This is a genomic window from Acidovorax sp. 59 (genome assembly GCF_002754175.1).
GTDB lineage: Bacteria > Pseudomonadota > Gammaproteobacteria > Burkholderiales > Burkholderiaceae_C > Acidovorax > Acidovorax delafieldii.
In genome coordinates this window covers 3,998,179-4,017,271 of the sequence record NZ_PEET01000001.1, presented here as the reverse complement: position 1 = coordinate 4,017,271, position 19,093 = coordinate 3,998,179, and the positions used below count along the sequence as shown (strand labels likewise).

The following is a 19,093-nucleotide window of genomic DNA, read 5'->3' as shown; positions in this document are numbered from 1 at the left end:
CTAGACTTCTTTGCATGGAAACGGGTGCATGGTGCACCCGGCCCGGCGCCCAAAAAAAGGCGCTGAAAGAGCCCACCGGGGCCATGAAAGAACGTGATGAAGATTGATTCCCGCGAAATTGCCGCACTGACCCAAGCCCAGCCCGCCGCCCCCCGCATGGACATGTACGCCAGCATCCACAAGGCGCTGCGCGCCTTCATGGCCGACACGCTGCTGGGCCTGGGCCGCATGGATGTCGAGGACGACCTGGAGTTTGCCCACACCTGCGACCGCGTGATGCAGCTGCTGGACCTGTGCCGCGCGCACCTGCACCACGAGAACCAGTTTGTGCACGCCGCCATGGAAGCGCGCCAGCCCGGCTCCAGCCAGAGCATTGCTGGTGAACATGTGGAGCACGAACAGGCCATCGTCGCTTTGGCAGACGGCGTGAACCACCTGATGGCCTGTGCCAAGCCCGCACGAGCTGCAGCCACCCTGGCCCTGTACCGCCAGCTGGCGCTGTTTGTGGCGGACAACTTCGAGCACATGCACGAGGAAGAGACTGCGCACAACCGCGTGCTCTGGCAGTGCTACACCGACGCGGAACTGGCGGGCGTGCACGATGCGCTGGTGGCCTCGATCCCGCCGCACGAAATGATGGTGGTGGCCCGCTGGATGGTGCCCTACATGTCACCCGCCGAGCGCACGGCCATGCTGTCGGATATGAAACAGCATGCGCCTGCCCCTGTGCTGGCAGCGGTGCTGGCGCAGGTGCAGCCGCACCTCACGCAGCCTGAGTGGACCAAGCTGATGCGCAGCCTGGGCCTGCCGGTGGTGCCGGGTCTGGTGCACTGACTTTGAGAAATCAGTGGCGTGAAGGCTTCAGGCGTCTTCCAGCACCACAGGGCGCAGCACGCACAGCCGAAAGCGCCCGCGCCCCGTTTTTTCGATGTGGATGTGCGGGCAGTTCTCCTGCAGGCGGCGCTGCAGCAATAGCAGGCGGGCCTCCAGGTTATCGGCCACATCGGGCAGGCGCAGTGCGGGGTCCAGCCGCAGTTCGCGGTTGGTGAAGTCCACGCGCCCGGTGTGCTGGTGGTCGCGCAGCAGCTTCCAGACAATGGCGCCCGCCACCCCCTTGATCAAATAGTCGTCGTTGATGAACACGCTGTCGTTGGCCGCAAAGTGGCGTACCCGCAGCGCGCTGCCGCTCACCGGCGGTGCCGCTGTCGGAGTAGGCAGCGGCTCGGGCGCATCGGGCGCGGCCTGCAGCAGGTCGATGGCGGCGGCCAGCTGGCCCGCAATGGCCACCAGCAGGTCTTCATCCTCGAAACCAAAGCGCATGTCCTCGGGGCTCTCGGCAAACAGCACACCCAGCAGGCGCCCGGCCGACAGCAGCGGCACCGCCACCTGGCTGTGCGGCTCTGGCAGGCCGGGGTAGGGGATGTCCAGGCCGCGCAACGGGGGCGCATCGGGTGAGGCATGTGCGTCCATGCTTTCGCGGATGGCATGGCTGTACAGGGCCGCGTGCGTCATGTGGCTGATGCGCACCGGCGTGCGCTCGCGCGCGGCCATGCCGATCACTCCCTGGCCCAGCCGGATTTCTGAACCCACGCCCGATGTGGCATAGCCGCAGCTGGCCACCGTGTAGAGCTGTTGGGCGCTGGCATCCAGCATCAGCACCATGGCGTGCTGGATGCCCAGCTTGTCTTGCAGGCCCTGCAGCGCGCCTTGCAGCAATTCATCCAGCCCCGAGCATCGCGCGATGCTTTCGCTGCACAGGCGCAGCGTGTGCAGCAAGCCAGAACGTGGCGCCGGTGCCGGCAGGCCTTCGCCCGCCACCGATTCGATGCGCTCCACAGCGTAGATGTCGGCCCCCTTGAGTTCAAACACCTCGGCCATGCCCGCATGCGACGCAATGCCCGCCAGCTGCGCGCGCATGCTCTCGAACACCGGGCCACTGTCCTCGGTGCGTTCGTACAGCAGGTGCAGGCGGTAGAAATGGGCGGTGAGCGGGTCCAGCACCAGCACGGACGCACGCGGGTTGCGCAGGATGTTCTGGCGGGTCTTGTTGAAGAACTGGAACGACAGCGCCACATGCCCGGCATCCACATAGACCACCTGCGAGATGTAGGCCACGTTGGGTGTGCCGTCAGGGTCGCAGGTCGCCATGATGGCGGGAATCGCCCCCTCCAGGCAGGGGCGGATGCTGTGCAGGGACGGCGCTGCGGAGCTCATGGCTGTAGTACGGGCGGCGTGGGTGGTGCGGGCGGCGCACACAACTCCGCGCCCGCGCGCGGGCCTGGGGTCTGGTCGAACGCGCTGGTGGGGGTGAAGGACACTGCGACCACATCCTGCAGCGGTGCTGCCAGCATGGCGCCCACATACTGCGGCCCATAACCGACCCGGCCCACCTCCTGCACCATGGACTGCAGGTAGGCCTGCAACACCGGCAGGTCACCGTCATGGGCCGGGCGCTGCGTGGCCCGGCGGGCCTTGAGCTGCAGCGTCTGGTGGGTGGACGGCACGCTGAACACCACGGCAATCTCTCCAGTGTGCGCAATGTCCTGCAGCAATTGTTCAGACTGGCTGCGCCGCAGGTACACCGTGACCTCCTGCCCATCGTCGCTGATGTGGCTGCCCACGGCCCGCATGATGCTCGGCCGCAGGGCCGCGTCGCGTGACGCCACGATGGCTGACACGCCTTTGGCCACCATGGCGATATGGCTGGAGCCGAGCAGTGCGGTCATGCCTTGAAGCGCTTGCGGGTCAGGGCCAGGGCCACCCAGAAGGCCACCACGGTGGTCACCACCAGCACCAGGCCATGGCGCAGCGGGTGGGCAGGCCACTGGTCCATAAACAGCGGGCGCACCAGCTCGACCGCGTTGGTCAGCGGCAGCCAGTCGGAGATGGCGCGCACGATGGGGGGCAACTGCTCGCGCGGGAAGAACACACCCGAGAGAAACATCATGGGCGTGAGCACCAGTGTGAAGTAGTAAGTGAAGAAGTCATACCCCTTGGCCAGGGCATTGAAGATGAGCGCGATGCTGGAGAACATGATGCCGACAAACAGCAGCACCGGCCAGGCCACCAGCAGCTTGGGGCTGTGGCTGATGCCTAAAGCCAGCATCACGCCCAGGATGGCGGTGACGGTGAACAGCGCCTTGAACGCCGCCCAGAGCATCTCGGCCAGCACCACATCGTCCAGACTCACGGGCGCGTTCATGATGCCGTCCCAGGTCTTTTGCACATGCATGCGCGAGAAGGCCGAGTACAGCGCCTCAAAGCTGGCCGCGTTCATGGCGCTCATGCAGATGGAGCCGCTGGCCAGGAACAGGATGTAGGGCACCTTGGTGTCGCCCGCCGCGCCGCCCACGTTCACCTGCCCCACCAGGGCCCCCATGCCGTAGCCAAAGGCCACCAGCCACATCAGCGGCTCGGCAATGTTGCCCACCAGGCTGGGGATGGCCAGCTTGCGCCAGACCAGCAGGTTGCGCATGAACACGGGCCACCAGCGCACGGACAGGCTGGGCGGGCGCCATACCGAAGGCGGGGGCGGGGCCACAGTGGCCACAGAGGGCGGGTGAGCGGTTTGCATCCGCTTATTGTGCGATGTTGGCGGGCGGGCGCACAGTCCCCGATGTGTTCATCGTCGCCACCTGGGCACGGCCATTGCTTGGGTATCCCTATGTCCACCCACGTCCTGAACCTGCCCGCCGGTGCCAGTGCCCTCTGGCAGAACCGCCTGGGGCTGCTGCTGGAGTCCACGGGCGAGGGGGTGTTTGGCATTGATCTGGCGGGCAACTGCGTGTTCATCAACCGGGCGGGCGCGCAGATGCTGGGCTTTGCGGCCGATGAGGTGATGGGGCGCAACATGCACGCGCTCACCCACCACAGCCACCCCGACGGCAGCCCGTATGCGGATGGCGACTGCCCCATCTTCAATGCGTTCCGCCAGGGTCTGCCCTGTCGTGTGGACACCGAGGTGTTCTGGCGCAGCGATGGCTCGGCGTTTGCCGTGGAGTATTCGAGCCACCCGATTCTGGAAGGTGACCAGGTACAGGGCGCCGTGATCGCTTTTGTGGACATTACCAGCCGCAAGCGTGCCGCCGATGAGCTGCAGCGCGCGCACGATGAGCTGGCCCGCGCCAATGACGAGTTGGAGCGCCGAGTGGCAGCGCGCACACAAGAGCTGTCGCAGGCGCTGGCGCAGCTGCGCGAGCTGTCGGCCTACTCGGAGCAGGTGCGCGAGGACGAGCGCACCCGCATCGCCCGTGAGGTGCATGACGAGCTGGGCAGCCTGCTGGTGGCGCTGAAGATGGATGTGAACTGGCTTCACAAGCGCCTGGGCGAGCAGGGCGAGCGCACGCCCGAGGCCGCGGGCGACATGCGCACCCAGATGCGCTGCAAGTGCCAGAACATGAGCCGCCTGATCGAAAACGCCGTGGACAACGTGGGCCGCATCATCACCGACCTGCGCCCCAGCATCCTGGACCACCAGGGCCTGTGGGCGGCGCTGGAGTGGCAGGCGCAGGAATTCGTGCAGTCGGCCGAGCTGGAGTTGGCGTGGCAGATGGACGTGCCTGCCACCCTGCACCTGCCCGAGCCTGCAGCCATCGCGGTGTTCCGCATCTTTCAGGAGATGCTGAGCAATGTGGGCCGCCACGCGCAGGCAAGTGCCATCGACATTGCCATCGACGTGCAGGACGAGATGCTGCAACTGCGCGTGCGCGACAACGGCGTGGGCGCCACTCGCCAGGCCCTAGAGGCGCCCACCGCCTATGGCGTGATGGGCATGCGCGAGCGGGCACGGCAGCTTGGGGGCCGGTTGAGCATCACCAGCGAGCCGGGGCAGGGCTCGTGCCTGCAATTGCTGATTCCTCTGGAGCTGTCATGAATTCCGTGGTTCGCGTATTGATCGGGGATGACCACCGCATCGTGCGGGAGGGGCTCAAGCAGGTGCTGGGCGACCCGGCCAATGGCGCGCCCGAGATCACTGTGGTGGCTGAGGCCACCCAGGGCAGCGAGGTGCTGGAGCAGGTCACCGCACTGCAAGGGTCCACGGGTACGCTGGCCCTAGATGTGGTGCTGCTGGACATCGCCATGCCAGGCATGGACGGCCTCGAAGTGCTGCAGGCGCTGCGCAAGGCCTGGCCTGCATTGCCGGTGCTGATGCTCAGCACCTACCCCGAGCGGCAATACGCGGTGCGCTGCATCCAGATGGGCGCGGCGGGCTACCTGCACAAAAGCGCCGATCCCGACGACATGGTGGCCGCCGTGCGCAAGGTGGCCGCTGGCGGGCGCTACCTGACGGAAGCGACCGCGCAAGCCCTGGCAGGTGCACTAGAACGCACCGGGGTGGTGCGCACCGCCCAGCAGGGCACGCCCGCCGGGGTGGACGCGCTCTCCTATCGGGAGCACCAAGTGTTCCGCCTGCTCACTGCCGGGCAGAGCGTGAGCGAAATTGGTGCGCAGCTTAAGCTCGCGCCCAACACGGTGAGCACCTACCGCGCCCGCATCCTCGAAAAGACCGGCGCGCGCAACGATGTGGAGCTTGCGCTGCTGGCACGTGGCGCACCGGCAGAGTGAATTCGGTGCGTTGCACGACCGATTTGTAGTGCTGGCCCTACACGCTGTAGACACCACACCCACGAATTCATGACAGCGGGCCGACACCGGCAAAAACTGGCCCGCGCTTTGCGTAACGCCTGGCACCAACTTCTTCGAGGTGTGCCATGTCCGAATTCTTCTCGCCCTACGATGCCGACCGCCCGTTGATGCTGAAATGCAGCTGTGGCCGCGACCACACGGTGGCCGACCACCACGCCGAGGTGTCGGCCGATGCCGCCGCAGCCACCCTGCGCCAGCGCAGCGAGACCCGTGAGTTCGAGCTCTACAGCAACGAGTTCATCGAAGCCACGCTGGTCAAGGCGCTGTTTCCGCAAGACGCGGTGCGCCGCCGCTTCATCAAGGCGGTGGGCAAGGGCACGGCCATGGCGGCCATCGCGAGCGTGTTGCCTGTGGCCAGCATGCAGGCCATGGCGCAAGAGAAACAGGGCGCACTGGAGAAGACCAACCTCAAGATCGGCTTCATCCCGATCACCTGCGCCACCCCGCTGATCATGGCCCACCCGCTGGGCTTCTACAGCAAGCAGGGCCTGAGCGTCGAAGTCACCAAGACGGCCGGCTGGGCACTGATCCGCGACAAGATGATCAACAAGGAGTACGACGCCACGCACTTCCTGAGCCCCATGCCGCTGGCGATCTCCATGGGCCTGGGCTCCAACGCCACGCCGATGAACGTGGCCACCATCCAGAACGTGAACGGCCAGGCCATCACGCTCAGCCTCAAGCACAAGGACAACCGCGATCCCAAGAACTGGAAGGGCTTCAAGTTCGCGATCCCCTTCGAGTACAGCATGCACAACTTCCTGTTGCGCTACTACCTGGCCGAGGCGGGCTTGAACCCCGACACCGACGTGCAGTTGCGCGTGGTGCCACCCGCCGAGATGGTGGCCAATCTGCGCGCGGGCAACATCGACGGCTTCCTCGGCCCCGATCCTTTCAACCAGCGTGCCGTGTTCGAGGAAGTCGGCTTCATCCACCTGCTCACCAAGGACCTGTGGAACGGCCACCCCTGTTGCGCCTTCGGCACCAGCACCGAGTTCATCCAGAAGAACCCCAACACCTTTGCCGCGCTGTACCGCGCGGTGCTCACCTCGGCCGCGATGGCGCGCGACCCGGCCAACAGGGAGCTCATCGCCAAGGTGATTGCGCCCCAGGCCTACCTGAACCAGCCCGAGGCAGTGCTCAACCAGGTGCTCACCGGAAAGTTCGCCGACGGCCTGGGCAAGATCCAGAACGTGCCGGACCGCGCGGACTTCGACCCCATGCCGTGGCAGAGCATGGCCGTGTGGATGCTCACGCAGATGCAGCGCTGGGGCTACATCAAGGGCGATGTGGACTACAAGCAGATTGCCGAAAAGGTGTTCCTCATCACCGATGCGAAAAAGCAGATGAAGGCGCTGGATCAGAAGGTGCCCGAAGGCGCATACCCCAAGTTCAAGATCATGGGGCGCGAATTCGATGCCGCCAAGGCGAGCGAGTACGCAAAGAGCTTCCCCATCCGCAAGGCGGCATGACATGACTCCCGCCAAGAACCTCAACCTGCGCGCGGGCCTGTTGTCCGTGCTCATCTTCCTGGCCCTGCTGGGGATCTGGTACATCGCCACCGCTTCTTCGGGCGCGGGCAACAGCACGGCCGGCATGACCGCCGAGCAGATCGAGTACGCCAAGATGATGGGCAAGGACCCAGGCGCCAGCGCCAAGGGCAGCGGCTTCCCCTCACTGGCAGAGATGGGCCGTACCGTGTGGGGGCACGTGTCCAACCCGTTCTATGACAACGGCCCCAACGACAAGGGCATCGCCATCCAGCTCGCGCATTCGCTGGGCCGGGTCGCGCTAGGGTTCGGCCTGGCCTGCTTGGTGGCGATACCGCTCGGTTTCGTCATCGGCATGTCGCCGCTGCTGCGCCGTGCGTTCGACCCGTTCATTCAGGTGCTCAAGCCCATCAGCCCGCTGGCGTGGATGCCGCTCGCTCTCTACACCATCAAGGACTCATCGATCTCGGGCATCTTCGTGATCTTCATCTGCTCGGTGTGGCCCATGCTGGTGAACACGGCGTTTGGCGTGGCATCGGTCAAGCGCGAGTGGCTCAACGTGTCGGCCACGCTGCAGGTCAACCCGCTGCGCAAGGCCTTCCTGGTGATCTTGCCCGCCGCAGCGCCCACCATCCTCACGGGCATGCGCATCAGCATGGGCATCGCCTGGCTGGTGATCGTGGCGGCCGAGATGCTGGTGGGCGGCACGGGGATTGGCTACTTCGTGTGGAACGAGTGGAACAACCTGTCGCTCACCAACGTGATCTTTGCCATCCTGGTGATTGGCGTGGTGGGCATGTTGCTCGACCTGGCCTTCGGCCAGCTGCAGAAGGTGGTGACCTATGTGGAGTGATGTCGCCCAGCGCCCGGCTGTTCCAGCCCCTCTTGCCACTGACGCCCCGCAACGAAAGGCCTCTGCCGTGACCCAAGGCTTCCTCCAGATCGACCGGCTGAGCAAAGCCTTTGTGCCCGCCAAGCCCGTGTTTGCCGATGTGTCGTTCACGCTCGACAAGGGCGAATTCGTCTGCATCATCGGCCACTCGGGCTGCGGCAAGACCACCATCCTGAACGTGCTGGCGGGGCTGGACACCGCCACCTCGGGCACCGTCATCATGGACGGGCGAGAAGTGGCCGGCCCCAGTCTGGATCGGGGCGTGGTGTTCCAGAGCCACGCGCTCATGCCCTGGCTCACGGTGCGCCAGAACATCGCGTTCGCCGTGAAGTCGCGCTGGCCTGACTGGAAGAAGGGCCAGGTGGATGCGCATGTGGAGAAGTTCGTGGCGCTGGTGGGCCTGAGCCCCGCCATTGACAAGAAGCCGTCGCAACTCTCAGGCGGTATGAAGCAGCGCGTGGGCATTGCGCGCGCGTTCTCCATCCAGCCCAAGATGTTGCTGCTGGATGAACCCTTTGGCGCACTCGATGCGCTCACGCGCGGCACCATCCAGGACGAGCTGATGGCCATCGTGCGCCAGACGCAGCAGACGGTCTTCATGATCACGCACGATGTGGACGAAGCCATCTTGCTGGCCGACCGCATCCTGCTCATGAGCAACGGCAACGAGACGCCCGAGGGCTACCGCCCCGGCGGCATCGCCGAGGTGGTGGTGAACCCGCTGCCACGCGAACGTACGCGCACCAGCCTGCACCACCTGGACGGCTACTACGCGCTGCGCAACCACATCGTGGACTTTCTCGTCACCCGAGCCAAAGCCCACTGATTTCCTGAATAACCCAGCACTGCCGTGTTGCCCCTTGGGGGGGCAGGGAGTGCTGCACCCTGAAGTTCCTGTTCCCTGTTCCAAAACCCATCCAACCGAAGGAGCTATCACCATGAATCGCAACGACGTTACCGAAAAGATCATCAGCACCAAGGTCGCCAAGGGCCTGCAATGGGAGGCCATTGCCAAGAAGGTCGGCCAGTCCAAGGAATGGACCACGGCCCTGTGCCTGGGCCAGATGACGGCCACGCCCGAGCAGGCCAAGATCGTCGGCAAGATCTTCGGCCTCACGGCCGAGGAGCAGAAGTGGCTGCAGGTGGTGCCCTACAAGGGCTCGCTGCCCACGCCAGTGCCCACCGATCCGCTGATCTACCGCTGGTACGAGGTGGTGAGTGTGTACGGCACCACCATCAAGGAGCTGATCCACGAAGAGTTTGGCGACGGCATCATGAGCGCCATCGACTTCAGCATGGACATCCAGCGCGAAGCCAATCCCAATGGCGACCGCGTGAATGTGGTCCTGTCCGGCAAGTTCCTGCCGTATAAACAGTACTAACCCCCTGAGTCGCTTCGCGCCTTCCCCCTTTCTCTCGAATTGCTGCGCAATTCGGGAAGGGGGACACCGCCAGCGCCCGCCAGCGAAGCGCCGCCTGTGCGGCTTGGCGGCCCTTGCGCGGCGGTCGCAGGTATAGGCCGTGCTCGTTATGCCGGCGTGGGTCTAGACATTGCACCGAGTGGGGTAACCAAGACGGTCAGAGCACCTTGACGGCGCGGCCGATGAACTGGATGGGCCCTGTGGGCTTGCCAATCGGCGAGCCCGTGGGCGGCTCCAGCGTCAACTCGAACAGCTGGTTGGGCTGCAGCGGCGGCAGCTTGTCCAGCGGGATCTGCAGGGGCTGACCGGGCTGCACCAGGCCCAGCGATACGGGGCCGCTCCAGCCGTCGGCCTTGGTCCAGAACTCCAGGGCCTTGTCGGCTGGTACTTCTGCCATACCCAGCGGAATCAGGCTGATCTGCCGGGGCGAGCTGGCTTGCACCACCCAGCCTGGGGCCTTGTCCTGCGGGGCGACCAGCACCACCATGAACTGTGGCGGCGCGGCCACAGGGGCGGTGCGGGTGACAAGCACTGCCGCGAGCACCGCTGCCATGGCAAAGCCCGAGCCGGCGAGGGCACGCCACAGGCCCAGGTGGTCCCACCAGCGCACGGATGGCTTGCGCTCGGTTTTTGCGCGGGGTTGGGAGGTAACGGACGTCGCAGCCGGCTGTGCGCTGGTGGCCTGCAGCGACTGGTCGATGCGCGCCCACAAGGCAGCGGGCGGCGCGATGGGCTCCGCCAGCTGGGTCAGCGGCAGCAGGCGGGCTTCCCATTCGGCCACCGCCTGTTGCAATGCCTTGTCACCTGGCAGGCGTTGCTGCACGCCCTGGCGTTCGGCGGCGGGCAGGGTGCCCAGCACGTACTCACCAGCCAGCACGCTCAGGTCTTCCGGCAAGGGCGTAGGCGGTGTGTTGCGCTGGTCGGTCATGCCATGCACTCCCGCAGCGATACCAGGCTGCGCCGAATCCACGCCTTGACGGTGCCCAGCGGCGCGCCGAGGCGCTCCGCAATTTCGCCGTGCGAGCAGCCGTCCACGTAGGCGTGCAACACGCAGTTGCGGCGCGCGGGGTCCAGGGCCTCCAGGCAATGCTGCAGGCGGCCCAGGCTGGCGTTCAGCGCAAAGGTTTCCTCGACCTCGTGGTGGGCCTGCACAGACATGTCGGCCTCCAGGGCTTGGGTGGTGGTGTCGTCCACATCAACGTGGCGGCCCGCGTCGCGCACGGCGTTCAGGGCCAGGTTGCGCACCACGCTGTAGATCCAGCCGCGTGCGCTGCCCCGGCTCGCGTCGTAGCTGGTGGCGCGCGTCCAGATGTTCACGCAGGCATCGTGCACGATGTCCTCGGCCAGCGCGCGCTGGCGCACGATGCGCAGCGCCACACCCAGCAGCCGCGCGCCCTCCTGTTCATATAGGCGGTGCATGGCCTGCCGGTCGCCGGCTGCGCAGGCGGCCAGAGCGGCTTCGTAGTCAAAATCGCCAGGGGTGTCGGGCACGGTGTGCAGGCAGCGGGGCCTTGGCTAAAGGGTGGGCGCATCGTAGCCGCAAACCCGCCACCGCCTGGCGGTAGCCCCCGCTGGGCAGGGGATTGCGTGTGCGTGGTTTACGCGGCCTTCCAGAAGATGTAGTCGGCCTGGTACTTCACGATCTGGCGCTCGCCCTTGTTGGCGGTGGTGCAGGCAGCAGCGGGTGCCACGCCGCCCTTGAGGGCCACACGCTGGATGAAGGTCACGCCGGTCATGGCGCCCGAACCCATGGCGGGGTTGGCCTTGACGAGCTGGTAGGGCAGGTTGCCCGTGCCCGATGGCGCCACGGCCAGCTGGGTGGCTGTCAGCTTGGACCCATCGCTCGACTCCCAGGTGGCCGGCGGGCCGTAGTAGGCTCCCACTTGTTTGCCGCTGCGGTCATTCAGCACGGCCTTGGGGCCTACGAACACCCATTCGGTCTGGCCGGGCATGTTGGCCTTGTCGCGGCATTCGTAGGTGATCTCGCCCACGCCCACGGTTTCCATCGCCACCTTGTTGCCAGCCGGCACCTTGATGCTGTCGGGCAGGCTGTCCTGCGAATACATGGATTTGGAGGACGACGACATCATCGAACCGCAGGCGCTCAGCAGCACGGCGGCGGCAATGGCACCCGTCAGGGGCAGCAGGCGGGAGATGGGGGACGTGTGGATGGTCATGGCGTTTCTCTCTGGTCTGTGGGTTGATAGGACAGCAGCGACAAGATGCGCTGCTGTAGGTACTACCCACGAAAACGCCGTTTGGATGCAGTGGATGCCAAAAATTTTTTGCCTGTGCCAGCCCGGGCAAGATTGCCGCCCGGGCCCGAGGCTGCCTCAATGCAGGGTCAGCGGCCGGGTGGTGGTCTTGACCCGCACCACGGCCGCCCGGTGCTCATAGGGGGCCACCGGTTGGCCCAGGATGGCGGCCGCCAGCGTGCGCGCCTGCCGGGCAATCGGTTCGATATAGCGGCTGCACTGCCCGTCGATGCTGATGCAATCGCCCAGTGCATGGATGCGGGATACGCTGGTTTGCAGCGTGCCTGCGTCCACCGCAATTCCATGGGTCCAATCAAGCCCTGCACTCTGCGCCAGGCGGTGGGGGGGCAGCAGGCCTGCTGCCACCACCACTTCGTCCGCTGCAAAACGCCGCCCGCTGGTGGTGGAGACGCGGTAGCGCGAGCCCACGCGTTCCACCTGCTCCACCTGCAGACCGCCTTCAAAGCGGATGGACAGGTCTTTCCAGGCGTCCAGCAGCTGCGGGCCCGCCTGCTGGTCGCGCCAGCGCGCCAGTGGTTCGGTGGCCGTGTCCAGCAGCGTGATGTGGTGGTCGCCCAGGGCCAGGTCGTTGGCCAGCTCACTGCCGATCAAGCCCGCGCCGATGATGAGCACGTCCTTGGGCTGGTCGCCCAGGTGCTGGCGCAGGCGCTGGTAGGCGTCAAGGTGGTTGACGCGCCAGCACAGGCTGGCGGGCAAGCCCGGAGGCAAGGCGGCCTGCGCACCGTGGGCCAGCACCAGGTGGCCGTAGCGCAGCACGCCCCGCGTGGTGCGCAATTGGCGGGTGTCGGCGCAGATGCGCACGGCATGGGTGTGGGCCAGCAGGATGACGCCCAGGCGGTGCGCCGCATCGCGACCGGTTTCGGACACCAGGGCCAGCGGGTCCAGCTGGCGCGCCATGGCCACCGACAGCAAAGGCTTGTCGTACCGGTCGCCCGCGCAGGCCGTCACCAGGGTGATGGGCAGCGTGGCGCTGTGTTGGCGCAGGGTTTCGGCCAGTTGCCAGCCTGCACGGCCCGCGCCGACGATGACCACGCCCGGCTCGCCACGCACGCGGAGGGAGGCGGCTGGCGCTGCGCTGGCCTGCGCCCGCAGCGCCTCCAGCGTGGGGGCTTCGTACGGAGAAAAATCGGCCTTGGTCACTCCACACAGCGGGCAGGCCCAGTCGTCGGGTATGTCCGCCAGCCGCGTGCCCGGCGGCAGGCCGCCATCGGGGTCGCCGTCGGCCTCGTGGTAGACGTAGCCGCAGGCGTTGCAGATGTAGCTTTGCCAGGGCGCCTGGGCGGCCGCGTCGGCAAACGCATCGCACAGCGCCTGCGATGCCGCGCTCAACACGAACTCGGAGGCAACCGACGGCGTGGTGGCGGTGGGGAGGGCGGGTGTCATGCAGGCATCTCCTCGGTGCTGAGCCGGGCGATCTCCTTGCGCAGGTGCTTGATGGCGGGCGTGACGATGGCCACAAAGTGCGACTCGCGCACGCGCCGCTGCACGTCCGAGCTCATCAGGTAGCCGCGGGCCCCCTGGTGCATCAGGGCCGACTGGGCGGCGCGCAGGCACAGCTCCGCGCCATGGGCGCGGGCGTCCAGCACGTCGATGAAGAAATCGGTGCTTGTGTCGAACGGAGTCTGGGCCAGTTGCATGACGCGTGCAGTCAGTGCATCCAGCTCGGCCTGCAGCCCGTCGGGCCGGTCTTCCAGGAACTGGTTGACGTGGCCCAGTTGGGCCTCCACCGCCCACATCGAGTCGATGGCGCCCTGGGTGATGCCCACGGCCATGCCACATTGCAGCATCACAAACGCAGCGCGGATGCGGGCGATGAAAGGCCGGGTAGGGTCGGCCATGGTGTCGGCCGTGCCGATGAAATGGTCCTTGAGCCGCAGTGCATAGGTGCCCGTGCCCTCCATGGCGGAGAAGCTGGGGCATTCGCGCATCTCCACGCCGGGGGCATCGCAGCGCAGCAGGAACATCACCTCGCGCTGACTGGCCGCACCGTCGGCCTCCACCACCGCCGCAATCGCGCCGCAGTAGTGGTCGGGCCCCAGGTTGCTCACCCAGGGCAGGGTGCCGTTGATGAGGTAGCCCCCCTCCACTGGCGTGGCCTTGAGCAGCAGGCTTTCGATCTGCGCATAGCTCTTCATGGGGTTGGACAGCGCCGTGCCGCCCATGCCTGCGCCGCTGGCGTGGCGCTGCAGCACATCGCCCATCAGCGCGGGGTTGCCCGATTGCTGCAGGTACAGCCCACACACCGCCTGGCACCACATCATGAAGCCGGTGGCGCCGCACACGCGCGAGGCCTCGGCCATGGCGCGGATGGCCAGGCCGTAGTCGCCGGGGCCGGCCGTGCTGTCCAGGTGCGCGCTCATCGCGCCCACGGCGGCCAGCTGCTGCAGCTCCGCGCAGGGGTAGTAGCCGGTGCGGTCAATTGCCTCCACCTGCGCGGCCAGCGGGCCCTGGGCGATCTGGCGCACGGCGGCCAGCAGCGCATCGCCCTGCAGGGCGCCGTCCAGGTGGAGTTGGGGAGGGAGGTCGGCGGGGTTCATGGGGCTCCTTGGGTGCGCAGGGCGGGCTCGGTGGCGGGGCTATTTAGTCCGCGAGGCTGATCTCGAACGGAATGGGGTTGCGCATGCTGTTGGCCACGGGCGAGTAGAAGTTGGCGTGCTGCACGATCTCGTCCAGCACCTCGCGCGGTGCATCGCCTTCCACCAGCACCTTCACGCGGATCGCCTGAAAGCCCATCTCCGGCGGCGTCTTCTGCAACGCACCACCCGCACCCCAGGCGGCGGGGTTGCCGATGTCGCCTTCCATGAACACCTCGATCTTGCTGAGCTTGACCTGCTTCCAGGTGGCCACGGCCGTGATGCCCACGGCCAGGCAGCCGCCCAGGCCCGACAGCACGATCTCGCCGGGCGCAGGCGCCGTGTCCTGGCCGAACAGGTGCAGGGGCTCGTCCACCACCACCGGCGCATGGTTGCCCACATAGCTCAGCGAGCGGTACTGCCCCTCCATCACCGTATGGACCTTGTTGGTGCCCCGGCTGGCAGGGTTGTTGCGGCCCTTGTCGGCAAAGGCCATCAGCCCGTCGCGGTCGATGGGGCGCAGGTGTGTGTGCACGGTGGTGACGGGGGCAGAGGGTTCCAGCAGATCGGTGGACATGGTGTTCCTTGGAGAAAGAGAAGGGAATGCAAAAAAAGAAGGACAGGGTTCGCAGCGGGCCATGCCCGCTGCAACAACGCACGGGGCTCAGGCCGCCAGTGCCAGCGCAGGCTTTTTGGGGAACTTGACCAGCGGCAGCCCGCTTTCGATCGGCAACTTGTCGTCGCGCGACCATTCGTTCCACGAGCCGAAGTACATGCGCACATCGGCAAAGCCCGCCTGCTTGAGCGCCAGGAAGGTGTTGGACGCGCGTGCGCCCTTGAAGCAATACAGGTACACCGTGTCCGCCGGGCTGATGCCCGCCGTGGCGCATTCGGCGCGCACTTCGTCGGGCGACTTGAACACCGGACCCTGAGGCGAGGGCTTCATGAAGCGGTACCACTCCAGCCACTTGGCGCCCGGCAGGCGGCCTTTGCGCGGCGCAAAGTCCTTGCCATAAGGGCTGGAGCTGTCGCCAATCCACTCGTCCACATCGCGCACGTCCAGCAGCACGGTGTCGGTGCCCAGGGCCTCGATCACATCTTCCTTGGTCAGCATCACATCGGTGGTGGCCAGCTGGGTGGGGAAGATGGCGGGCGTGGGCACCACGGCCTCGGTGGAGACGGGCAGCTCTGCCGCCTTCCAGGCCGAGTAGCCGCCATTCAATACCTTGACCTTGGGGTAGCCCAGCCAGGTCAGCAGGTAGTAGCCCCGGCACGACTGGCCGTAGCCGCTGTTGAGCGCATCTTCATAGAACACGGCCGTCTCGGCGCCCGACAGGCCGATGGCGCCCAGGTGCGCGGCAAAGGTGTCTTTCAGCTCCTGCAGGCCTTGGGGCGTGGAGGTGGCGAGATACGTGAATGTCTCGCGCAGGTTCACCGCGCCGGGGATGTGCCCCAGGGCATAGGTGTCGGCGTCGCGGGTGTCGATCAGCACCACAGGTTCTGCGGCTTGCAGGGCCAACAGCTGGGTGGGTGAGATGAGGACGGCGTCGGAGGCGGTGGCGGTCACGGTGCTCATGGAAAACCTTTCGGTGCGGTGGTGGGCGGGATGCCTGCCTTCCTTATCGCAACAGGTGTGCCAGAGCGGGTGGAGATAGGTAAATTTGAACAAAATGGCTGGAAGCGATAGTGAAATATGCGCTGGTAGCTATTAATTTGATAGTAAACCGGACGTGGCCATGCGTCGGTAGCCAGGGTGGAGCAGACCGCGCCAGACACTGTGTCTACAAATTGTCGACACAGTGTCCGTCGTCACTTCAGACCCGCCTTGCGCAGCCGGTAGCTGAACTGCCGCAGCGTCAGCCCCAGGCTCTGCGCTGCACGCGACTGGTTGCCGTGGTGCTCGGCCAGTGCTGTCTGCAGCACCAACACGCTGTGCGATTGGGCCGGCGCGTAGTCACGCACCAGCGGCGCCGGGGCAATGGCCGGGCGTTCTGCTGCCGTGGTGGCTGCAGGAGGCCGTGGTGCGGGCTGCGGAGGCAACGGCACGGACGCAGCCGGCAGAAACCGGTCCAGCTCCGCCCGCGCCACCAGCGTGTCATTGGTCAGCAGCACCAGGCGTTCGATCACATTGCCCAGCTCGCGGATGTTGCCGGGCCAGGGGTGTTCCTCCAGCCGCGCCAGCGCGTCGGGCGACAGGTTCACATTGCGCTGGTGCGCCTGGTTCGCGCGGCTCACAAAGTGCAGCGCCAGCGCGCGGATGTCCTCGCGCCGCTCGGCCAGCGAGGGCAGATGGATCGGAATCACATTCAGGCGGTAGTACAGGTCCTGCCGAAAGCGGCCGGCCTCCACATCGGCCGCCAGGTCGCGGTGGGTGGCCGCCACCAGGCGCACGTTGACCTTGACCTCGCGCTGCCCGCCCAGGCGCACCAGCGTGCCCTCCTGCAGCGTGCGCAGCAGCTTGGACTGCAGGGCCAGCGGCAGCTCGCCAATCTCGTCGAGAAAGATGGTGCCGCTGTCAGCCTGCTCAAACCAGCCCGCGCGGGCTGTGCTGGCGCCGGTGAACGCGCCTTTTTCGTAGCCAAACAGTTCGGATTCGAACAGCGCGTCCGGAATGGCCGAGCAGTTGACCTTGATGAAGGGCCGGTCGCGCCGCCCGCTGGCCAGGTGCACGGCGCGTGCGAACAGCTCCTTGCCCGTGCCCGACTGGCCCAGCAGCAGCACGGTGGCCTGGGTTTGCGACACACGCTCCAGCTCGCTCAAGGCCTGCAGCAGCGGTGGCGAGCTGCCAATGAGCCCGTAGCGCGCGCTTTTGGTGTTGAGCGCATTGGCCAGCACGGCGTTGCGCGCCTGCAGCTGCCGCGTCTGCTCGGCCACCAGGGCTTCCAGCTGCAGCAGCTGCCCGACCAGCGTGGCCAGCACGCGCAGCACCGCCAGGTCGTCGTTCAGGTGGCGCTGGCGGCTGCGGATGCGGTGGCAGGCCAGCACGCCGATGGGCGCGTTGTTGACCTCGATGGGCAGGGCGATGAAGGCCACCGTCTCGGGCGGCAGCTGGCTGCGCTCCACTGCGCGTGCCAGAAACAGCGGTTCGGCATCAATGTCCTGCACGATGGCAGGCTGCCCCGTGGCCAGCACGCGGCCTGTGATGCCCTCGCCCCAGGCGTACCGCCCGCGCTGCACCTCGGCCTGGGTGAGGCCGTAGGCGTGCTGGATGGAGGCGGTGCGCGGCGCGCCGGCTGGGGAGGACGGGGCGTTGTCCACCAGCACGATGCGCCCCCGGTTCAGGCCCAGCAGTTCGCTCATCAGGTGCAGCATTTCGCGCAGCACCAGGCCGGGCGCCAGGCTGCGGCCGATGAGGCGCATCACCTCGCGCATCAGCAGCAGCTCCTGGGCGTGCCAGTCGGTGGGGCTGTGCGAGCGGGCCGTGCTGGAAGGGGAGGGCATGGGCGGTGGGGACATGCCAGGGCGATTGCAAGTTCTGCGCCCGGGTGCATTAAAGTCGCCTGCGTCCAGCCATTTACCGACTTTTTCACCTTCTCGAAAGCCCCCGCCATGACCACTCTCGGAACCCCCCTGTCCTCCCATGCCACCAAAGTCATGCTGCTGGGCTCGGGCGAGCTGGGCAAGGAGGTGCTGATCGCGCTGCAGCGCCTGGGGGTGGAAACCATTGCCGTGGACCGCTACGACAACGCGCCCGGCCAGCAGGTGGCCCACCACGCGCGCACCATCACCATGAGCGACCCGGCCCAGCTCAAGGCGCTGATCGAAGCAGAACGGCCCCACCTGGTGGTGCCCGAGATCGAAGCCATCGCCACCCCCATGCTCGAAGAGCTGGAAGCCGCGGGCACCGTGCGCGTGATCCCCACGGCCCGCGCTGCGCGCCTGACCATGGACCGTGAAGGCATCCGCGTGCTGGCCGCCGAGACGCTGGGCCTGCCCACCAGCCCGTACAAATTCTGTAATTCGCTCGAAGAGTTGCAGGCCGCGATTGATGGCGGGATTGGTTACCCTTGCATCGTCAAGCCCGTCATGAGCAGCTCGGGCAAGGGCCAGAGCAAGATCGACGGCCCGGCGGACGTCAAGAAGGCCTGGGACTACGCCATGGCCGGTGGCCGGGTGAGCCACGGCCGTGTGATCGTCGAGGGCTTCATCGACTTTGACTACGAAATCACCCAGCTCACCGTGCGGTCGGTGGGCGCCGACGGCCAAATCACCACCAGTTTCTGCGACCCCATCGGCCATGTGCAGGTGAGCGGCGACTATGTGGAAAGCTGGCAGCCCCACCCCATGCACCCCGCTGCGCTCGAAAAGTCGCGCCAGATCGCCAAGGCCGTCACCGACAACCTGGGCGGCCAGGGATTGTTTGGTGTGGAGCTGTTCGTCAAGGGCCAGGACGTCTGGTTCAGCGAAGTGAGCCCCCGCCCGCACGACACGGGCCTGGTCACGCTGTGCACCCAGCACCAGAGCGAGTTTGAGCTGCACGCCCGCGCCATCCTGGGCCTGCCGGTGGACACGAGTCTGCGCAACCCCGGCGCCAGTGCCGTCATCTACGGCGGTGTGGAAGCCCAGGGCATCGTGTTCGACGGCGTGGAAGAAGCGCTGCGCGTGCCGGGCACCGACCTGCGCCTGTTCGGCAAGCCCGAGAGTTTTGTGAAGCGCCGCATGGGCGTGGCGCTGGCGCGGGCTGAGAATGTGGACACGGCGCGTGCGAACGCCAAGCTGGCGGCGAGCAAGGTCAGGCCCCGCGTGGCCTGAAAGCCTGCGGCCGCTGTTGCGGCGGGCCGGTGCGACGACGGCG

19 protein-coding genes are annotated in these 19,093 nt (G+C 66.6%); 8 read left to right on the top strand and 11 right to left on the bottom strand.

Features of this window, described 5'->3' with window-relative positions; genetic code table 11:
* Window positions 1–96 precede the first annotated feature (96 nt).
* Window positions 97–834, top strand: coding sequence for a hypothetical protein (locus CLU87_RS18280; protein WP_099731382.1), 738 nt, complete (start codon window positions 97–99; stop codon window positions 832–834).
* A gap of 27 nt (window positions 835–861) precedes the next feature.
* On the opposite strand, the gene CLU87_RS18275 is transcribed toward CLU87_RS18280, so the two are convergent.
* Genes CLU87_RS18275 through CLU87_RS18265 form a run of 3 tightly spaced genes read right to left on the bottom strand, consistent with a single transcriptional unit; the run spans window position 862 to window position 3,574 of the window.
* A complete protein-coding gene (locus tag CLU87_RS18275; protein WP_199170845.1) occupies window positions 862–2,214 on the bottom strand; it encodes a GAF domain-containing protein in 1,353 nt (450 codons plus the stop codon).
* On the bottom strand, window positions 2,211–2,726 hold the full coding sequence (locus CLU87_RS18270; RefSeq protein ID WP_099731380.1) for a hypothetical protein: 516 nt from the start codon (window positions 2,724–2,726) through the stop codon (window positions 2,211–2,213). The genes CLU87_RS18275 and CLU87_RS18270 overlap by 4 nt, the downstream gene beginning before the upstream one ends.
* Window positions 2,723–3,574: an ABC transporter permease gene (locus CLU87_RS18265; RefSeq protein WP_099731379.1), complete on the bottom strand. Its 852-nt coding sequence runs from the start codon at window positions 3,572–3,574 to the stop codon at window positions 2,723–2,725. Before CLU87_RS18265 ends, CLU87_RS18270 begins: the two co-directional genes overlap by 4 nt.
* A 90-nt stretch (window positions 3,575–3,664) precedes the next feature.
* Here CLU87_RS18265 and CLU87_RS18260 point away from each other — a divergent pair, with 90 nt between their 5' ends.
* The 6 genes from CLU87_RS18260 (at window position 3,665) to cynS (ending at window position 9,410) form a co-directional block, all read left to right on the top strand.
* Window positions 3,665–4,873, top strand: coding sequence for a PAS domain-containing sensor histidine kinase (locus CLU87_RS18260; protein ID WP_099731378.1), 1,209 nt, complete (start codon window positions 3,665–3,667; stop codon window positions 4,871–4,873).
* Window positions 4,870–5,565, top strand: coding sequence for a response regulator transcription factor (locus CLU87_RS18255; RefSeq protein WP_099731377.1), 696 nt, complete (start codon window positions 4,870–4,872; stop codon window positions 5,563–5,565). The genes CLU87_RS18260 and CLU87_RS18255 overlap by 4 nt, the downstream gene beginning before the upstream one ends.
* Window positions 5,566–5,711: 146 nt before the next feature.
* Window positions 5,712–7,118, top strand: a complete 1,407-nt coding sequence (locus tag CLU87_RS18250; RefSeq protein ID WP_099731376.1) for a CmpA/NrtA family ABC transporter substrate-binding protein — start codon at window positions 5,712–5,714, stop codon at window positions 7,116–7,118.
* A gap of 1 nt (window position 7,119) precedes the next feature.
* Window positions 7,120–7,989, top strand: a complete 870-nt coding sequence (gene ntrB / locus CLU87_RS18245; protein WP_099731375.1) for a nitrate ABC transporter permease — start codon at window positions 7,120–7,122, stop codon at window positions 7,987–7,989.
* Window positions 7,979–8,854, top strand: a complete 876-nt coding sequence (locus CLU87_RS18240) for an ABC transporter ATP-binding protein (RefSeq protein WP_099731374.1) — start codon at window positions 7,979–7,981, stop codon at window positions 8,852–8,854. The genes ntrB and CLU87_RS18240 overlap by 11 nt, the downstream gene beginning before the upstream one ends.
* Window positions 8,855–8,966: 112 nt before the next feature.
* Window positions 8,967–9,410: a cyanase gene (gene cynS / locus CLU87_RS18235; RefSeq protein WP_008905293.1), complete on the top strand. Its 444-nt coding sequence runs from the start codon at window positions 8,967–8,969 to the stop codon at window positions 9,408–9,410.
* A 196-nt stretch (window positions 9,411–9,606) separates the two neighbouring features.
* On the opposite strand, the gene CLU87_RS18230 is transcribed toward cynS, so the two are convergent.
* From CLU87_RS18230 to CLU87_RS18195, 8 genes are all read right to left on the bottom strand, one after another.
* Window positions 9,607–10,377 (bottom strand): anti-sigma factor domain-containing protein, encoded by a 771-nt coding sequence (locus tag CLU87_RS18230; protein ID WP_099731373.1) that lies wholly within the window; start codon window positions 10,375–10,377, stop codon window positions 9,607–9,609.
* A complete protein-coding gene (locus tag CLU87_RS18225; protein ID WP_056059648.1) occupies window positions 10,374–10,940 on the bottom strand; it encodes a sigma-70 family RNA polymerase sigma factor in 567 nt (188 codons plus the stop codon). The genes CLU87_RS18230 and CLU87_RS18225 overlap by 4 nt, the downstream gene beginning before the upstream one ends.
* A 107-nt stretch (window positions 10,941–11,047) precedes the next feature.
* The gene (locus CLU87_RS18220; RefSeq protein ID WP_099731372.1) at window positions 11,048–11,626 is read right to left on the bottom strand and encodes a DUF3455 domain-containing protein; all 579 of its coding nucleotides are present in this window, start codon (window positions 11,624–11,626) and stop codon (window positions 11,048–11,050) included.
* A 156-nt stretch (window positions 11,627–11,782) separates the two neighbouring features.
* Complete coding sequence (locus tag CLU87_RS18215) at window positions 11,783–13,108, bottom strand: FAD-dependent oxidoreductase (RefSeq protein ID WP_099731371.1); 1,326 nt, start codon at window positions 13,106–13,108, stop codon at window positions 11,783–11,785.
* Window positions 13,105–14,262 (bottom strand): acyl-CoA dehydrogenase family protein, encoded by a 1,158-nt coding sequence (locus CLU87_RS18210; RefSeq protein ID WP_099731370.1) that lies wholly within the window; start codon window positions 14,260–14,262, stop codon window positions 13,105–13,107. Before CLU87_RS18210 ends, CLU87_RS18215 begins: the two co-directional genes overlap by 4 nt.
* A gap of 43 nt (window positions 14,263–14,305) precedes the next feature.
* The gene (locus CLU87_RS18205; RefSeq protein WP_008905298.1) at window positions 14,306–14,875 is read right to left on the bottom strand and encodes an OsmC family protein; all 570 of its coding nucleotides are present in this window, start codon (window positions 14,873–14,875) and stop codon (window positions 14,306–14,308) included.
* An 87-nt stretch (window positions 14,876–14,962) separates the two neighbouring features.
* Window positions 14,963–15,874, bottom strand: coding sequence for a sulfurtransferase (locus CLU87_RS18200; protein WP_056745584.1), 912 nt, complete (start codon window positions 15,872–15,874; stop codon window positions 14,963–14,965).
* A 233-nt stretch (window positions 15,875–16,107) separates the two neighbouring features.
* Complete coding sequence (locus CLU87_RS18195; protein ID WP_233193815.1) at window positions 16,108–17,739, bottom strand: sigma-54-dependent Fis family transcriptional regulator; 1,632 nt, start codon at window positions 17,737–17,739, stop codon at window positions 16,108–16,110.
* 108 nt (window positions 17,740–17,847) lie between these two features.
* Here CLU87_RS18195 and purT point away from each other — a divergent pair, with 108 nt between their 5' ends.
* On the top strand, window positions 17,848–19,050 hold the full coding sequence (gene purT, locus CLU87_RS18190) for a formate-dependent phosphoribosylglycinamide formyltransferase (RefSeq protein WP_099731368.1): 1,203 nt from the start codon (window positions 17,848–17,850) through the stop codon (window positions 19,048–19,050).
* The last annotated feature ends 43 nt before the right edge of the window (window positions 19,051–19,093 follow it).